At 57.1% G+C, this 17,805-nt stretch carries 14 protein-coding genes; 13 read left to right on the forward strand and 1 reads right to left on the reverse strand.

The genetic code is table 11. The annotated features are described in order from the left end of the window. Positions 1–219: 219 nt before the first annotated feature. The 13 genes from dgcN to IBT54_RS17480 all read left to right on the forward strand — a co-directional run bounded on the left by dgcN (position 220) and on the right by IBT54_RS17480 (position 15,781). Positions 220–1,227 (forward strand): N-acetyltransferase DgcN, encoded by a 1,008-nt coding sequence (dgcN, locus tag IBT54_RS17420; protein WP_192377548.1) that lies wholly within the window; start codon positions 220–222, stop codon positions 1,225–1,227. A gap of 1 nt (position 1,228) precedes the next feature. Continuing rightward, positions 1,229–2,194 carry an N-acetyl-D-Glu racemase DgcA gene (gene dgcA, locus IBT54_RS17425; protein ID WP_201252569.1) on the forward strand — a complete coding sequence of 322 codons (966 nt, stop codon included), beginning with the start codon at positions 1,229–1,231 and terminating at the stop codon, positions 2,192–2,194. 15 nt (positions 2,195–2,209) lie between these two features. Beyond that, positions 2,210–4,072, forward strand: coding sequence for an ABC transporter ATP-binding protein (locus IBT54_RS17430; protein ID WP_201252570.1), 1,863 nt, complete (start codon positions 2,210–2,212; stop codon positions 4,070–4,072). 25 nt (positions 4,073–4,097) lie between these two features. Then, positions 4,098–5,639, forward strand: a complete 1,542-nt coding sequence (locus tag IBT54_RS17435; protein ID WP_135909109.1) for a glutathione ABC transporter substrate-binding protein — start codon at positions 4,098–4,100, stop codon at positions 5,637–5,639. Between the two features lie 77 nt (positions 5,640–5,716). Then, a complete protein-coding gene (locus tag IBT54_RS17440; RefSeq protein WP_201252571.1) occupies positions 5,717–6,649 on the forward strand; it encodes an ABC transporter permease in 933 nt (310 codons plus the stop codon). Beyond that, positions 6,646–7,530, forward strand: coding sequence for an ABC transporter permease subunit (locus tag IBT54_RS17445; protein WP_095707315.1), 885 nt, complete (start codon positions 6,646–6,648; stop codon positions 7,528–7,530). The genes IBT54_RS17440 and IBT54_RS17445 overlap by 4 nt, the downstream gene beginning before the upstream one ends. A 2-nt stretch (positions 7,531–7,532) precedes the next feature. Next, on the forward strand, positions 7,533–8,576 hold the full coding sequence (locus IBT54_RS17450; protein WP_201252572.1) for a P1 family peptidase: 1,044 nt from the start codon (positions 7,533–7,535) through the stop codon (positions 8,574–8,576). Continuing rightward, positions 8,573–9,394: a M55 family metallopeptidase gene (locus IBT54_RS17455; protein WP_201252573.1), complete on the forward strand. Its 822-nt coding sequence runs from the start codon at positions 8,573–8,575 to the stop codon at positions 9,392–9,394. The genes IBT54_RS17450 and IBT54_RS17455 overlap by 4 nt, the downstream gene beginning before the upstream one ends. A 136-nt stretch (positions 9,395–9,530) precedes the next feature. Beyond that, a complete protein-coding gene (locus tag IBT54_RS17460) occupies positions 9,531–10,439 on the forward strand; it encodes a LysR family transcriptional regulator (RefSeq protein WP_201252574.1) in 909 nt (302 codons plus the stop codon). A 336-nt stretch (positions 10,440–10,775) separates the two neighbouring features. Further along, the gene (locus IBT54_RS17465) at positions 10,776–12,269 is read left to right on the forward strand and encodes a cytosine permease (RefSeq protein ID WP_201252575.1); all 1,494 of its coding nucleotides are present in this window, start codon (positions 10,776–10,778) and stop codon (positions 12,267–12,269) included. After that, complete coding sequence (locus tag IBT54_RS17470; protein ID WP_201252576.1) at positions 12,269–13,975, forward strand: nitrilase-related carbon-nitrogen hydrolase; 1,707 nt, start codon at positions 12,269–12,271, stop codon at positions 13,973–13,975. The genes IBT54_RS17465 and IBT54_RS17470 overlap by 1 nt, the downstream gene beginning before the upstream one ends. Positions 13,976–14,018: 43 nt before the next feature. Further along, a complete protein-coding gene (locus tag IBT54_RS17475) occupies positions 14,019–15,176 on the forward strand; it encodes a transporter substrate-binding domain-containing protein (protein WP_201252577.1) in 1,158 nt (385 codons plus the stop codon). Next, the gene (locus IBT54_RS17480; RefSeq protein WP_013357611.1) at positions 15,173–15,781 is read left to right on the forward strand and encodes an ANTAR domain-containing response regulator; all 609 of its coding nucleotides are present in this window, start codon (positions 15,173–15,175) and stop codon (positions 15,779–15,781) included. Before IBT54_RS17475 ends, IBT54_RS17480 begins: the two co-directional genes overlap by 4 nt. A gap of 437 nt (positions 15,782–16,218) precedes the next feature. Here IBT54_RS17480 and IBT54_RS17485 read toward each other — a convergent pair whose 3' ends face one another. Continuing rightward, positions 16,219–17,802, reverse strand: coding sequence for an SUMF1/EgtB/PvdO family nonheme iron enzyme (locus IBT54_RS17485; protein WP_201252578.1), 1,584 nt, complete (start codon positions 17,800–17,802; stop codon positions 16,219–16,221). Between the last annotated feature and the right edge of the window lie 3 nt (positions 17,803–17,805).

A 17,805-nucleotide genomic window follows, 5' to 3' on the forward strand; every position in this document is an offset into this window, starting at 1 on the left:
CTCTTCTGTTTTTCTCTCAACACAATCTTTTTCCTATGACCCACCCCTCCATTTACTCCATTCCCTGTCCCACCCCCCTGAAAAACCCACCCATCATCACTATTACCTCTGGCTATAACCTGCCGTTATACCCTCCTGCTAAACAAGCATTCGTCACCTTTCAGAACGCATGAAATAGTGGTTTCAGAACCTGATCTTTTGGCTGAAACGAGAGACAACATGCTAATCCCACAACCCTATTTACTTTTTCTTGGCGATGTAACCGATCCCCTCGCGGCAAAAACGGCGCGCGGTATTCATATCTGGCGGCCTGAGCAGTGCGTTGGCGAAATTAAACTGCCGGGCTGCACGGTCAGTCTGGGTCTGGATGAACTGGATATTCCCGGTGCCAAAGCGCGTGGTGCGAAAACGCTGGTGCTGGGCACGGCCAATGCCGGCGGCTATCTGCCTGCGCACTGGCTGGAAACCATCAAAAGTGCCATCAAAGCAGGCATGAACGTTGCCAGTGGTCTGCACCACCGACTGGTGGATGAGCCGGAACTGGTTGCACTTGCGCAGGCTTCGGGCGTTGAGCTGTTTGACCTGCGTCATATGCGTCCGGCGCTTAATGTTGGCAGCGGTAAGAAGCGCACAGGTAAGCGCATCCTGACGGTGGGTACGGACTGTTCAGTGGGCAAGATGTACACCTCACTGGCGCTGGAAGCGGCGATGCGTGCGCGCGGCATGAAGGCCGATTTTCGCGCCACGGGGCAGACCGGCATTCTGGTCGCGGGAGAGGGTATTGCTGTGGATGCGGTCATCGCTGATTTTATTGCCGGAGCAGCAGAAGCGCTGTCACCGGCGAATGACGAGGACCACTGGGATATCGTCGAAGGTCAGGGCTCACTATTCCATCCCTCTTATGCGGGCGTGAGTATGGGGCTGATGCACGGTGCGCAGCCACACTGGCTGGTGATGTGCCATGAAATGGGACGCCCCCATATGCGTCATTTGCCGCACCAGCCGATGGTCAGCCTGCAGGCGTGCGTGGAAGCCAATCTGCGTGCCGCGCAGGTGACCAGTGAGTCGGTTCAGCTGGCGGGCTTTGCGATCAACACCTCCAATTACAGTGAAGAAGAGGCGCTCGCTTATTGCGCCGAAATCAGCGCGGAGTTCGGCTTACCGGCTACGGATCCTGTGCGTTTTGGTATCGATGAGATCGCCGCACTGCTTCAGGAGCGTGGCTGAAATGAGACAGTTGCAGATTGAGATGGTGGAGCTGCCGCTGGCGCGACCCTTTGCTATCGCACGCGGTATCCGTACCGCCGTGACGGTCATCCGGGTCACGCTGGAGCAGGAGGGTTTCATCGGGCAGGGAGAATGTACCCCGACGGCCCGCTACGATGAGACACCCGACAGCGTTCAGGCCCTGCTCGAAGCAGTACGGACTGAGGTGGAGTCGGGCCTGAGCCGTCACGATCTGCAGCACCGGTTACCTGCCGGTTCAGCGCGCAACGTGCTGGACTGTGCGCTATGGCGTCTTGACGCGGCACGGGCAAATCAGACGCTGTGGCAAAAGAGCACGTGCTCTCAGCCACCGTCGGTGGTGACGGCAGAGACCCTTAGTCTGGATACGCAGGAAAATATGGCTCTCGCGGCGGCGGATGCCGTGTTACGTGGTGCCATCCTGCTCAAAATTAAGCTCGACCGCAGTGAGATTCTGGAAAAAGTGGCAGCGATTCGTGCGGCGGCACCGCACGCCACGCTCATTATCGATGCCAATGAAGCCTGGTCGGGGGTGGACCTTGAAAGTCTGCTGGTGGCATTGAAGGTGTTCAATATTGCGATGGTGGAGCAACCCCTTCCCGCCGGACAGGATCATGACCTGCAACGTTTTAAACATCCCATACCGGTCTGTGCCGATGAGAGTTGCCATACGCGGGCGGATATTGCCGGATTACGCGACCGCTACGAGATGATCAACATCAAACTGGATAAGTGCGGTGGCCTGACGGAAGCGCTGGCGATGGTGGAGGAAGCCCGCGCGCGCAAAATGCGCATCATGGTCGGTTGCATGCTGGGTTCGTCACTGGCGATGGAGGCGGCATTGCCCGTCGCGGTTAACGCGGAATTCGTCGATCTGGACGGCCCCATCTGGCTTGCCGCCGACAGTTCTCCTTTCCTGAGCTACTCCGAAGGCCGTATCTGGCTATAACGCTTTGAGGCGACGATGACAGACACACAACGTACTTCTCCTGCTACCCGCGCGGCCTCGCCATCTCCCGTATTGGCGATTCAGGACCTTAACGTCTCATTTCATGGACGCAGCGGTGAGAATCAGGCACTCAAAGGCATCAGTTTTGCCATTCATCCGGGTGAAATTGTCGCCGTGGTGGGTGAAAGCGGTTCAGGTAAATCAGTTACGTCGCTGGCGGTAATGGGCCTGCTGTCCAGCAATGGACGTGTCGATCGCGGCAGCATGCAGTTTCGTGACCGCAGTGGAAACCTGCACGCGTTAGAAACCCTGAACGAAGCACAGCGCCGCACGTTGCGTGGCGATGAAATGGCGATGATCTTTCAGGAGCCGATGACCTCGCTGAATCCGGTGCTGCGCATTGACGATCAGCTCACCGAGGCATTACGCGATCATCAGAAGTGCGACAGAAAACAGGCCCATGCGCGCGCGCGTGAGCTGCTGCGACAGGTGCGTATCGCGGATGTGGATCGCGTGATGAAAAGCTATCCGCACTCGCTGTCCGGCGGCATGCGGCAGCGTGTGATGATTGCGCAGGCGCTGGCCTGCGATCCGCAGCTCCTGATTGCCGACGAGCCTACCACTGCGCTGGATGTCACCGTGCAGGCGCGCATTCTCCATATTCTGCGTGAGCTGCAACGTGAGAAACAGATGGCGGTACTGTTTATCACCCATGATATGGGCGTGGTCGCGGAAATCGCCGATCGCGTGGTGGTCATGCTGCGTGGCGAAGTGGTCGAGCAGGGAACCGTGTCTGAGATTTTTGCCGCCCCGCAGCACGCTTATACCAAAGCGTTACTGGCGGCCGTGCCCAGACTCGGCGATATGCGGGAGCACGCATGGCCGCAACGCTTTCCTCTGCCGGGTGCGCGGGATGCTGCGCAAAGCGAGCAGAAAACCGCTCGCTATGATGAGTCGCCGCTGCTGGATGTGCGTGGGCTGAAAGTCTATTACCCGATTCGCAGCGGCATTTTATCGGGCCTGACGCATCATGTGCATGCGGTGGAGCAGATTGATTTCAGTCTGTGGCCGGGTGAAACCCTGGCCATCGTGGGTGAAAGCGGCTGCGGCAAATCGACAACCGGACGGGCGCTGATGCGCCTCATCAACAGTGACGCTGAAAGCATTCATTTTGAAGGAAAGGAGATCTCTGACCTGAAAGAGGCAGAGTTTCAGCCGCTGCGCCGTGAAATCCAGATGGTGTTTCAGGATCCCTATGCGTCTCTGAATCCCCGTCTGACAGTTGGGTTCACCATTGCCGAGCCGTTGCTGCTACATGGCATGGTCTCTTCGCTTGAACAGGCTTCTCCACAGATCGATGCGCTGCTCAAGAGCGTCGGCCTCCTGCCCGAACACGCGCGTCGTTATCCGCACGAATTTTCTGGCGGTCAGCGTCAGCGTATTGCCATCGCCCGCGCCATGGCGCTGAAACCGAAAGTGATTATTGCGGATGAAGCGGTATCAGCCCTGGACGTCTCGATTCAGGCGCAGGTCGTGAATCTGATGATGGACCTGCAGCAGCAGACGGGCGTGGCATGGATCTTCATCTCTCACGACATGGCGGTCGTCGAGCGGATTGCGAATCGCGTCGCGGTGATGTACCTCGGCCAGATAGTCGAGCTTGGTCCGCGCCAGTCGGTCTTTAATCAGCCGCAACACCCCTATACCCGGCGTCTGCTGGCCTCCGTGCCGGTCGCCGATCCTGAGAACCGTCAGCCCCGTCTTTTCGATGACAGCGAAATCCCTTCGCCGTTACGTAAGGTGGGCGAAACGGTCACGAAACCCCGTTATCGCCAGGTTGCGCCCCAGCACTGGGTCGCTGACGGCATTGCATTGTAATTATCCTCAACGCCCAGGAGAATATATGAAAACGCTGTTTCGCCGTACTTCGCTGGCCCTCGCATTGACGACAACGCTGGTCATGACTGCGCAGGCGCAGGATCTGCGCATCTCCATGTATGCCGATATTACGGGACTGGATCCGCACGATACCTCGGATAATGTCAGCTACTCGGTTCAGAGCGGCATCTTTGAGCGCCTGTTCCAGTTCGACCCTCAGATGAAGCTTCAACCCTGGCTGGCGACCGGTTATACCTCCAATGACAGTGCCACCGAATTTACGCTGACGCTGCGCAAAGGCGTCACCTTTCAGGACGGTACCCCGTTTGATGCGGACGCTGTCAAAGCTAACCTTGATCGGCTGGCAGACCAGAAAAAAGGGCTGAAGCGTAACAGCCTCTACAAGATGATCGATAAGGTCACAGTGCTGGCACCCGACCAGGTAAAAATCGATCTCAATCAGTCGTTCGGCGCCTTTATCAACACGCTGGCGCATCCTTCGGCGGTGATGTGGAGCCCGTCCGTTCTCAAGCAATATCCGGACGAAGCGCAGTTGCGACTACATCCGGTGGGAACCGGTCCGTTTAAATTCGTCAACTGGACACCGGGCAAAGCGGTCACGCTGGCGAAGTATGACGGTTACTGGCAGCAGGGATGGCCTAAAGTCGACCATGTGATCTTCTCGCCGAGTCCGGAAGATGCGACCCGCGTCGCCGCATTAAAATCGGGGCAGGTGGATGCCATCTGGCCATTGCCGTCAGACCTGATCGCGGCGGTGAAGCAGGACAGCCACCTTTCGATTCAGCGTGACCCCAGCATCTATCTCTATTACATGGCGATCAACACGCAGCACAAGCCGCTGGCCGATGTGCGGGTGCGTCAGGCCATCAACTATGCGATTGACCGTAATCTATGGCTGAAAGTGGCCTTTGCCGGACTGGGCAAACCGGCCACCTCCGCGATGCCGGAAGGGGTGCAGTTTTATCAGAAACAAACCGACCCTGACTATCGCTATGCACCGGACGAGGCTAAAGCGTTGCTCAAAGCCGCGGGCTATCCGAATGGTCTGGATCTTAAGCTCTGGGTGACCAATGCCACGGCAAGCGTCCGTGCCGCACAGGTGCTGAAAGCGCAGCTCGCCACCGTGGGCATCCGTGCCACCGTAACACCGATGGATTCCGGCACGCGCAACGCGAAGCTGTGGGGCGTAAAGGATCCGAAAATGGCGGAGTTTGACCTCTATTATGGCGGCTGGTCGACCTCTACAGGCGACGCCGACTGGGCGCTGCGTCCGCTGTTTGCCACCGAATCCTGGGTGCCGACCTCCTACAACGTCTCCTACTTCAGCAACCCGGATGCAGACAAAGCGATTGCGGCCGGGCTGGCGACGGCCGATCCGGCTAAGCGCGGCATCGCCTATGCGCAGGCGCAGACGGTGCTCTGGAAAGAAGCCCCGGTGGCGTTCCTGGGCACGCCAGACAATCTGGTGGGCAAGCGCAACACGCTGAGCGGCGTTTCGATGCTGCCTGATGGCAATTTGCTGTTCACTCAGGCGTCCTTTAAATAAGACGGTCTCTTCCTCGTCCCCTGTCCGGAACGGGTCGGGGACGTGAGGAGGCCCGTCACCTCATTTCAGGGAATGGCATGATTGCATACATCCTTCGCCGATTGCTGGAGATGATCCCGGTTTTGCTGGTGGTCTCGCTGCTGGTTTTCGGTTTTATCAAGCTCATGCCGGGCGATCCGGCGCGCATTTATGCCGGACCGGATGCGCCCATTGAGGCGGTCGAAGCGGCGCGTCAGCATCTCGGGCTGAACGATCCGCTGCCGCAGCAGTATCTGCACTGGGTAGGCAGCCTGTTGCAGGGCGATCTGGGCACTACCTATCGCACCCAGCAACCAGTGCGGGAGGTGATTGGGCAGGGCTTTATGCCGACGCTGTGGCTCGCCTTAGCGGGTTTTACCTGGTCCGTTATTCTCGGGTTGTTATTTGGCGTGATGGCGGCTCTGAAACGGGGAAAATGGCAGGACTGGACGCTGATGAGCGTGGCGGTAGGCGGCATTTCGATGCCCGCTTTCTGGCTGGGGCTGTTGCTCATCCAGTTCGTCGCGATGCCTTTCGGGCTGTTCTCCGTCAGCGGCTTTAACAGGGCCAGCGATATTGTTCTGCCCGCCATCACGCTGGGTTCGTCGGTGGCGGCGGTCATGGCGCGCTTTACCCGTTCGGCCTTCCTGGAGGTGGCGCAGGAAGATTACGTGCGTACCGCTAAAGCCAAAGGGCTGCGAAACCGCCTGGTGACGTGGAAACATGTGATGCGCAATGCGCTCATCCCGGTGATCACCATGCTGGGTCTGCAGTTCGGTTTTCTGCTGGGCGGATCCATCGTCGTGGAGAGTGTTTTCAACTGGCCGGGATTAGGCTGGTTACTGATTGAGTCGATCAAAGCGCAGGACCAGCCGGTGATTCAGACGCTGGTGATGCTGTTCGTGTTTGAGTTTATTGTGATCAATCTGCTGGTCGATCTGCTTTACGCGGTGGTCAATCCGGCCATTCGTCTGCGACAGGAGCCGAAATGAGTAGTCAATCGCTGACTGACAACCCGCCTCAGATCATTCGTTCGCCGTGGTGTGATTTCCTGCACGCCTTTGTGCAGAATCCGCTGGCGCTGGTCTCTGGCGGGTTTGTGCTGCTGTTAATTGTGGTGGCGATTTTTGCCCCCTGGCTGGCACCCTGGGATCCCATGGTCCCGGACTGGATGGCGCTGTCGTCGCCGCCTTCCTCGGCACACTGGATGGGGACCGACGAGCTGGGGCGCGACCTGCTCAGCCGCATCATCTATGGCGCGCGCATCTCGCTCTATATTGGCGTGCTGTCGGTGACGATGGGTATGCTGGTCGGGGTTATGCTGGGCTTACTGGCGGGCTATTACGGCGGTTGGGTCGATATGCTGATCATGCGCGGTGCCGACGTCCTATTCGCGTTTCCCGGCATGTTGCTGGCCATTGCGGTGGTGGCGCTGCTGGGAACCGGTCTGAACAATGTGATTATCGCGGTCGCGGTATTCAGCGTGCCGGTATTTGCCCGTATCGTGCGGGCGTCGACGCTCTCTCTGAAGCAGGCTGCCTATGTTGAAGCCGTGCGCTGTGCCGGTGCACCAGACCGCGTGATTATTCTGCGGCATATCCTGCCCGGCACGCTTTCCAGCGTGATTGTCTATTTCACCATGCGGATTGGCACCAGTATTCTGACGGCGGCGGGCCTGAGCTTTATCGGACTGGGTCCGGAGCCTGACGTGCCGGAATGGGGCAATATTCTGGCGATGAGCCGTAGCATGATGATGGCTGGTGCCTGGCACATGAGCGTATTCCCGGGGCTGGCGATCTTTATTACCGTGCTGGCATTTAATCTGCTTGGCGACGCGCTGCGCGACACGCTCGATCCCAAACTCAAGGGCTGAAGATGGATTATCAACAACTGCAGCGCGACCTGCTGCTGGATCGCTGGCGTGACAGGCGTGAGCTTGGGCAACCGCGAAGCGCATGCGGACCCACGAATCGCATCAGCGATGTTGCGGGTGTGCGTGTCGGACATGACACGCTGAATGAAGGTGAAATACAGACTGGCGTCACCGCTATCGTACCGCCGGGCGACAATCTGTTTCTCACGCCGCTGTCGTGTGGAGCTGAGGTGCTGAACGGCTTTGCGAAACCCGTCGGACTGGTTCAGATAGAGGAACTTGGCGTGCTTCAGACGCCGATTCTGCTCAGTAATACGCTGGCGGTCGGCACGCTGTTGACCGCGCTGGTGCGGGATGCCATCCGTCTTAACCCGGAACTGGGCCGGACGTTGCCTACGGTCAACCCGCTGGTGCTGGAGTGCAACGATGGCTGGCTGAATGATATCCAGGCGCTGGCTGTCAGTGAGGCGATGGCGCAGGCGGCGCTGCAGACGGCCTCCGCTGATTTTGCGCGCGGCAGCGTCGGCGCAGGACGCGGGATGAGCTGTTTCAGCCTGAAAGGGGGCATCGGCACTGCTTCACGGCTGATACCCTCCCTCAACGCCACGCTTGGCGTGCTGGTGCTGGCCAATTTCGGCGCACTGGAGGCCTTAACGATCGATGGCGTGCGGGCGGGTGAGATGATTGCGCCGCTGCTGGCGGGGAATGCGCCGCAGCGGGATGCCGGTTCTGTCATCATCATTATGGCCACAGATGCACCGCTGGATGCCCGTCAGCTGAAGCGCATCGCGAAGCGAGCCGGTGCCGGTCTGGGCCGGCTGGGCAGTTACTGGGGCCACGGCTCGGGCGATATTGCGGTGGCGTTTTCCACGCAATCGCTGCCGCAACCGCCGCAGGACGACACGCTGGAGCCGCTGCTTGCCGCGGCAGCCGATGCAACTGAACAGGCGGTACTGGATGCCCTGTTGAGCGCAGAGGCCGTTACGGGCTTTCGCGGTCACCATCGCCCCTCACTGACGCAGATTCTGGACAGGTTAACCTCATGAAAATTTTTATCTCAGCCGACATTGAAGGCATCGCGGGCGTCATGCGTCCGGAGCAGTGTACACCTGGTCACCCGGAGCATCAGATCGCCCGTGGTCTGATGGAACAGGAAGTGAATGCCGCGATTGAGGGGGCGTTCGCCGGCGGCGCAATGGAAGTAGTTGTTGCCGATAGCCATGCGCAGATGACCAATTTACGTGCGGAAAATATCGATCCCCGCGCCCGACTGGTGCAGGGCAAACCTCGCTGCCTGTCGATGGTGGAAGGGATAGAACAGCAGACGTTCGACGGACTGTTTCTGGTGGGATTTCACAGTGCAGCGGGTGAATCCGGCGTACTGGCGCATACCATCAATGGGCGTGCGTTCTGGCGTATACACATCAATGGCCTGGTGATGGGCGAAACCGATATTTATGCCGCCGCCGCCGCTGAACAGGGTACGCCATTGCTGCTGGTCACCGGCGACGATCAGTTACAGAGCTGGATAGCGGAATATTACTCAGCGGTCGATTACGTCTGTGTAAAACGTGCCATTTCGCATACCTGCGCGGAATCGATCAGTCCGCAGGCGGCCCAACGCGCGATCGCTGCCGCGGCAAGTGCCGCACTGCAACATCGCCCTCAGGTGAGCACAACCCGCCTGACGGCGCCTTACTCTATGCACCTTCAGGCCACGAAACCGGTGCTGGCCGATCTGTTCAGTCTGATCCCCGGCGTCACGCGTCTTGATGCTGTTACCGTGGCGTATCAGGCGGAGAAAATGGAAACGTTGATCAGCTTACTCAGTGCATTCTCCTATCTGGCGAGTACGCAGTCGTAGCGACTTTATACCGGGGTTGCCAGCACCGGTTTTGCGGTACAGTTTTTGCAACAGGATAAGGATGGCTCTCACCATTCGCCTGTGCAGCCTGTCGGAGAGGCCTTCGTGTCCGGTATTCCATCCAGGGTAAATCATCATGCGGCTCCGCCATATCGAGGTCTTTCAGGCCATCGTACAGACCGGCAGCATCAGCGCAGCGGCGCGCCTGCTGAATGTGTCGCAACCGAATATCAGCCGTGTGCTGAATCACGCTGAACAGCAACTGGGGTTTGCGCTATTTGAGCGACGTATACAGGGGATGAGTGTGACGGCAGAAGGGCGACGCCTGCTACCTGAAATCGACGATCTCTGCCAGCGCCTGCAATCCATTACCCAGCTCACCGAACAGCTGCGGCGTGGTGAAGGGCAGTTAGTTCGCGTCGGCGCGGCTCACGCCTTTGGTCAGATGGTGATGGCACCTGCCCTGGTCACCTGGCGGCAACAGATGGCCTCCGTCAGTGTGGAACTGGTCACCGAGCACTTCAGTACCTTATGCCAGATGATTCTGGAGAATCAGCTCGATTTCGCGCTGGTCTTCGGTCAGCAGGTCGATGCGGATCTGCTGGCTGAACCTCTGTTTCAGTCTTCCATGGTGGCGCTGTTACCGCGCCATCATCCCCGGCATGAACCCGTTACGCTGGAGTGGTTGTGCAACAATAATTTACTGATGATGCAGGCTCAGGATCCCCTTGGACGCGTTCTGCATCGTGCGCTGCGTGATAAGAAACTGAATCCCGCCGTGTCGTTGTCGATCAAAACCTATTCGGTCATTGCAGATATGGTGCTGGCAGGCGGCGGCGTGGGCGTCGTGGATCTCTTCACCGCCTGTCGCTATGCCGATCAGCTAAAGCTGCTGCCCATCGCGCAACCTCTGCCGTTTGAAGTGATGCTTATCAGCCGTCGTGACCAGCCACAGTCGCAGTCCACGCTGCAACTTAAACAGGTGATCCGTAACAGACTGTGGGAGATAGCCCGGCAGTGTGAGACGCAGTTCATGGGGGGCTGAACCCGCGTCTGCATTGTCAGGTTGCCTGAGATTTTATTCATTCTTAACCCGGATACGTCATGAAATAACGCGCAGTGCGCCTGTTTCACAATGGTGCATGCTGCACTGACTTCATGCGTGTTAATCCCGTCACCACGCCGGTTTACCGCCTTCCTCCGCTGTTTTAACAGTTGGCGCAGTAATTGCTTTCTCATAGTTACCGCATCCTGCAGCGCAGGAACAGGCACCGTAGCCTGGTAAGCGGCCTGTGGCGACACGCCACTCCACGACATCGATTTCAGGCGAAGAAGCCCTACCGGCAATGCTGTCGGCGGGGCTTTTTTTTGGAGTAAATCTATGAATAAGTTGAAAGCATGGTTTCAGGGGCCACAGGATATTACCGAAGCAGAGGCCGTTGAGGATTACGCGGTTGGCCGCGTGCCGTCGCACTATCGCTGGCCCATTCCGGCCATTATTCTGGTGTTGCTTGGCAACTCTACCGCCATGTTCTGGTTCAGCCTTGGCGCGGACATGAGCTACCAGGTCGGCTGGCCAATGCTGCTGCTGCCGATAGGTTATATGGTGGTGTTCGCCACCCTGATTGGTTCGTGCATCATGAAGATGGCGAGCAAAGAGGGCCTTTCACTCAATCTGATGACGCGCGGTTTGGGGTTTGGCTATATGGGCTCCGCCGTCACCTCGCTGATTTATGCGGTCAACTTCATCTTCTATTTTCTGTTCGAAGGCACCATCGTTTCCCACGCTATCGCCAACTATGCGGGCGTGCCGGTCAACTCCCCGACCGGTATCGCCATCTTTGCGCTGATGGGGCTGGCCGCCATCTGGTTTGTCTGGAAAGGCATGTCATCAATGCAGTTTCTGCAAACTTGGGGTGTCCCCATTTTCATTGTGCTGTTTGGCTTTTGTATCTGGCAGTTAACGCACCACTATCCGGCCGTCAGCTTCAGCGGCTGGCAGTCAAAAGGGGAGGTGGACAGTAACGCCCTGTGGCTGGTCATGAATATGGCCAACGGGCAGATTGTTTTTCAGGGCCTGATGGCCACCGATTACGGTCGTTTTGCCCGCCCAGGTATCAGTCATAAAGGTACTGCAACGATCATGCTGGGGATGCTGATCCCGATTGTCGTAGTCATGCTGTTTGGCGCCTTTATGGCCTATACCCTGATGCCGCATATTCAGGGCGAAGATGTCTGGTCGCTGGCGCTCGATCCGGGCTTTGTCTTCCCGCTGATCATCGGGCTGACCGGCGTGTTATTTGCGGTGATTACCCAGATCCGTATTAACGTGCTCAATCTCTACTCGGGTTCGATTGCACTGTCGAATACCATGGATATGGCGTTTAACTATCGGCCGGGACGTCAGTGGTGGATGTTGCTGGTCTGGCTGCTGGGCGTGGTGTTCTATATCTGCAATATCCTGCAGTACACCGGTACTTTCCTGTCGATTACCGGCATTCTCACCAATACCTGGGTATTTATTATCCTTGCGGATTACTTTATCTGTCGCAAAGTGCTGCATCTTGCGCCCTCTGATTTCGTGGAGTTTCGCAAAGCGTATCTGCGTATGTGGAACCCGTCCGGCGTCATTGCGTTGTGCGTCGCGGTTGCGATAGGCGCGGCGGGTGTGCTGGGCCTCTATCCGATGGTATACGCCTCGTTTATTGCCATGCTGGTGGGTCCTGTGCTGCATGTCGCGATCAGCGTGGTGACCCGCGGCAGCTATTACTTCAAAACGTTCCCTGAGGATATGCAAACCAACTGGAAACCCTCTGATGCTTACCAGGGACCGAAACCGGTATTTAATCCGTTACTGAGCAAGGAGGCAGAATAATGCGCATCAATGTGGCAACCATTCAGTTTGAACCCACGCAGTTCAGAAAAGAGGAGAATGTCGCTCGCCTGCTGGCATTGGCAACCCAGGCCGCGCGGGATGGCGCACGTTTGATCGTAATGCCGGAAATGGCCACCACCGGTTACTGCTGGCTGGATCGCGCGGAAGTCGCCCCCTATGTCGAAACGGCAGACGGCGCCACCAGCCGGGCATTTGCTGCTATTGCGCGTGAGTTTAACTGCTTTCTGGTCTTCGGCATGCCGGAGCGGGACAGGGTCACCGACCTCTACTATAACAGCGCCATCCTGGTCGGACCGCAGGGCTTAATCGGCGTTCACCGTAAAACCCACCCCTATATTTCGGAACCGAAATGGGCGGCGAATGGTGATAGCGGTCATCAGGTCTTTCAGACGGAGATTGGCAATATCGCGATGTTGGTCTGTATGGATATTCACTTTATTGAAACCGCGCGGCTGGCCGCGCTGGGCGGCGCGCACATTATCTGCCACATCAGCAACTGGCTGGCTGAACGTACACCTGCGCCTTACTGGCTCACGCGCGCCTGGGAGAATGGCTGCGCGCTGATTGAAAGTAATCGCTGGGGATGGGAGCGGGGCGTGCAGTTCAGCGGCGGCAGTTGCATTGTGGATAGCCAGGGGCGTTTGCTGGCCAGTTGCGACGGCGGCGATCGGATACTCAGCGCTGAATTACCCCTTCCGGAGGAAAATCCGCAACTGAATAAGCGCCGGCCTGAGCTGTATCAGCGTTTGATGACCAATACGTTCTTCTGGAATCCAAAGGACTTTTTTGGCTTGTACGGACGTCATCCACTGCCCGATGGCAAAGCGTCCCGCATTGCGGTAGCGCAGTTTCGCACGCAAAACGATGTTAATGCTAATCTGGCACAGATTCGGCATCAGGCCGAACAGGCGAAAGCGGGCGGCGCAGAATTGCTGGTATTGCCGGAGCGGGCGCTGACCGGAAGTGACGGTAGCCGCTTCGCGCTAACACTGGATGATGCACCTCTGCAGGCGCTGATTGCGCTGGCGATAGAGCTGGATATCGCACTGCTCACGGGATTCGCCGAGCGGGAAGGGGAGCAGTGCTATAACAGCGCGGTGCTGGTAAGCAGTGAGGGGGTAAATGCGCACTATCGGCAGATTCATGTCAGCGACCAGGATCGGCACTGGGCCAGCGCAGGCAGTCAGTGGGTGACGTGCGATCTGCCCTGCGGGCGGGTCGGCATTATGCTGGGTGAAGATCTGCTGGTGCCGGAAGCCGCACGGATTCTGGCGCTGGAAGGCTGCGATATCATTGCCTGCCCGGCGCAGCTTCATTCACCTGCGCCAATGGCGCACGCGGGCACGGCGATCCCCCATGTCTGGCCGATTCCGCGCGGTGCCGATCCTTACCACTGGCTGCTGCCACGCGTTCGCGCGGGTGAGAATAATGTCTGGCTGGCTTTTGCTAACTGGCCCGCCGCTGAGGGTGAAAGCTTTGGCCTGAGCGGGATTTTTGGCCCGGACACGTTTGCTTTTCCGCGTCAGGAAGCGAAAGCTATCGGTGAGAAAGGGCTGGCCGTGCTGGAGATATCCACGGGTTCAGCCGGTTCGCCTTACCCCGATCATGTTGTAAGACGCAAAGACCTGGTGCTGATGCGTCAGCCGCATTACTACACTGCGCTGATTACTCAACCACCGCGATGATCCAAAGACGCGGCCTGCGGGTCGCGTTGTTTCAGGAGCTACTATGTCTGCCACTCAGCCGCTGCCTAAACGCGTTATTCCGGTTGGTATTCTCTATTCTGTTTCAGGCGATTATGCGGTGATCGGGCGCGAGATGCTTAATGGCATCCTGCTGTCGATCGAGGAGATAAACGCTAATCCCGCCCATCCGTTTACCCTTGCGCCTGTGATCCGCGATCCGCAGGGTTCGCTGGATCTCTACTATGAATATTGTCACGACTTACTCTATCGCCACGGCGTGCGTCATGTGATCGGCTGCTACACGTCCGCGGCGCGAAAGACCATTCTGCCGTTGATCGAGGGTGCCAACGCGCTGCTGTGGCATTCCGCGCGCTATGAGGGGTTTGAGAGCAGCAATAGCGTGATTTACCTGGGCGCCACCCCTAATCAGCATATTTTGCCGATGCTGAGCTGGCTTTTACAGCAGCAGGCGGCAGAGATCTATCACATCGGTTCGAACTATGTCTGGTCCTGGGAGATGGATCGCATCACCCGTGAAGCCATGATCCCCGCGGGCGGCAGCGTGCTGCAAAGCAAATTACTGCCGATGGGCGAAGAAAATGTCGAGACGATAATCGCGGATATTATCGCCTGCCGCCCGAAAGTCCTCCTGAATACCCTGGTCGGTAAAAGCGCTTACAGTTTTTACCGCGCCTGGCATCAGGCCTGCCAGCAGCAGCCCTGGTTAAATGAGGTGCTAAAGCTAAGCCTGACCTTGTGTGAACCGGAAGTTCAGTTGATTGGCGCAGAGGCGTTAGAGGGATACCTGGTTTCTGCCAGCTGGTTTCAGTCGATAGACAACACCGCCAACCGGCGTTTTCTCAGCAGCTATCACCAGCGCTTTGGTGAGCATGTTTCGCCATCAGTGGACAGCGAGAGTGCCTGGCTGGCCGGGCATTTGCTGGCGAGAGCCATTGCGCGCCACGGCAATGATGACGTTGAAGGTGTACGCGATGCGGTATTGCTGGATGAAATGGATTCGCCAGCCGGGCGGATCCGCCTTAACGCCGGAAATAATCACTGCTGGCTGACCCCGCATCTGGCGCGTTGCCACAACGGCAGGCTGGAGAGTTTCTGGCAGGCTGATGCGCCGGTGGAACCCGATCCCTGGCTGGCCTGGGTGGACCTCGCGAGCCTTACGCCGCATGGAGGTGGCGAATGAGCCGAAAAAACGTGCAGATGCGCGGATTAAAGGTGTGTGTGATCGGCTGTTCTGACCGTGATAACCACCATCTGGCGCAGCAGTTTAGCCGCATAGGGATAGAAGGCCTGTTCTGTGCAGTGTTTCCGGATGAGAACCAGCTGGCTGACCAGCAGCTGCTGGTGTTCGATGGCGATAACTCTACCCTGTTTCACCCCACAAACCCGCTCCCCTGGCCCGCGCTGCCAAAGATTGCGCTGACTGCCATTGAAACGCCATCACGACTACAGTGGATTGCCGAACAGAAGATCGACAGCTACATGCGCAAACCCGTGCGCTTTGACGGTGTGATGACTGCGTTTACCCTGGCGCTTACTCATGCTGCACAGATCCACCAGCTCGAAGCGCAGCTCCGGCGGCAGGAGGAGCGTCTTAGGGCGCGCAGATTTCTGTTTTCCGCGCAACTGCGGGTAATGTCTGCGCTACGGCTTGAGGAGGACGATGCTTACAGCCTGCTGCGCCGCGCTTCAATGGCGCAACACATGACCATTGAAAATCTCAGTTGTGCGTTGCTGAACGATACGGAGTCCTGGATCAACCGGCTGAGGTCAATGCTGACGGAGTAGTGTGCGTTGCTTAGTAGGATGCTGTACAAAAAACGGCCTCAGGAAGAGGCCGGAGTGTCGTTGTTGCGAGAAGAGGTCAGGTTTTATGATGTTCGGACCGTCTTCAAACGGTCAGCGGGCATCGCATAAGCTAATTTTTGCTGAGGTTTCAACAAAACGCGTGGCATCTCCCTCACCCAAAGGCGGCACGTTTAACGGGCCTTTATCAGGGAGAGGACCTGCTTCATCACTCAGCTGTAATTATCAAAGGCTTTTTGAACTCTCCTCTTCCATCATTACCCGGCCTGATTTTCAGTCAACAAACGCCCTGAATCCAAAACCGGTATTGCGAATACTGACGTAGCGCTGTGCTTCTTCGGCAAGTCCGCCTGACTGTCAGCCCCGTCACAGAAATATCGTTGCCCATAAAAGCTTTCTGATCGATTTCATGTTCTTTTCTACTTCGATTGAGCAATAGCTTGTGGGGGGGTAATTTGTTTGCAGCTTTCCAGCCAGCTGGCGGTATCAATCTTACCGTTCTCCAGATATTTCTGCTGATTCTGCCAGTGTGCGGCAAGGAAGGGCTTTAACCCTGAAAGCCGTTTGTTGAGTGTCAGCATTTGATCAAACACCGTGACTTCATGTTGCAGCCCATCTTTGCCATATAGCGTAGCCGCATCCACCAGGCTACTGGCGTAATATCCTGTCAGTTGCTGCAGGCTGGCAGATTGTTCACTCAGCTTGGTCTTACGCATGGCGCAGTTGGCATCGCTGGCGTCTTTGTTCTTACACAGCAGTTCATAGTTATGGTTTAAGAAATCGAGGAATCGGCCATCATCCTGCAATTTGGTGCAGAGGAAGGAACCTAAGTTCAGGCTGGCGCGGATCGACTGATCGCGCTCTTCCTGTTGTTTCTGATTACTGGCGCGCAGCTGATTTTCCAGATCTTTGAGTTTCTGCTTCAATGCGGCATCGTCGACATTCGACGCAAGACTGCCCAGCGCTTTGACCGTATCTTTGGCGTCATCCTCTTTTTTCGAAGTAGCCTGACTCTCAGCCCCGAGGTTTTCCCAGCTTTTTTCCAGCAGCTTAACTTTATCGGTTGAGGTAATGGTGGGTGCCACCAGAACCAGACGCAGGCCAGTGGTTTTGCTGATGGAAGGGGTGGCCTGATCGTAGTAATTCACTTCTTTACGTGTTGCGCTGCGAATTTCTGTTGGGTTTGAGAGGAAGTTGCCGCCACGTACGACGAAGCCACCCGCCTGACCATGCAGGCGGTTGAGCTTGTTGAGATAAAATGGATTGAACATCATCTCTGACACATTGCCCAGCATGTCATGTAAACCCAGTGGATTGGGCTGCAGTAATCCAATGAGTTGCACTCTGCCATTGGATGATTGCGCACCGGAGTACCACTCATAGTTTTTCATGTCATCCATCGGATAATGCTGGTCGCGAAATTCCGCGCTGTTGACCTTTAAACCACCACGCGCGGCAAATTCCCATTCAACTTCTGTGGGCAAGCGCAAGAAGCCAGCATCACCATCCTCCTTTGGCAGTTTGTCCATGGCATGGCTGCGCAGCCACTGGTTGTATTTATCGGCGGCGCTTACCGCGTCAAACCAGCTTATTCCGGTCACAGGTAAACTGAGCTTGCGCGAAGGTGTAGGGCAGGTACCTTCATTTAATGCCTGATACTGTAATGTCGTGAGTTCATATTTAGCGACCAGGTAGTAACGCCCTTTCGCCTTTTTATCCGTGAAGCTACCGGCGATAAAGGCAGGATAACTGTGTTCAATGACGCCCCAATCCCCGCTGTCCTGGCCTAAGGTGATCGGCAAATCATCAAGTGGCCCTGCCATGGGAATCTCGACTCGGCGGAACGCCATTGAACCTTCACAGGGCATAGGCAGCACGATATCTTCACCATCGGGTTTAGGGTTCCAGCTGTTCTCTGTCCAGGGCTCCGCCAGGGCAGAAGAGGCATTGGCGAGCAGGCCGAGAGCTAACCAGTACGGCAGTGAGGCAGGCGTTAAGGTCACGAA

Origin of the sequence: Pantoea sp. S62 (assembly GCF_016658625.1) — a bacterium.
In the GTDB taxonomy this organism is placed as follows: domain Bacteria; phylum Pseudomonadota; class Gammaproteobacteria; order Enterobacterales; family Enterobacteriaceae; genus Pantoea; species Pantoea vagans.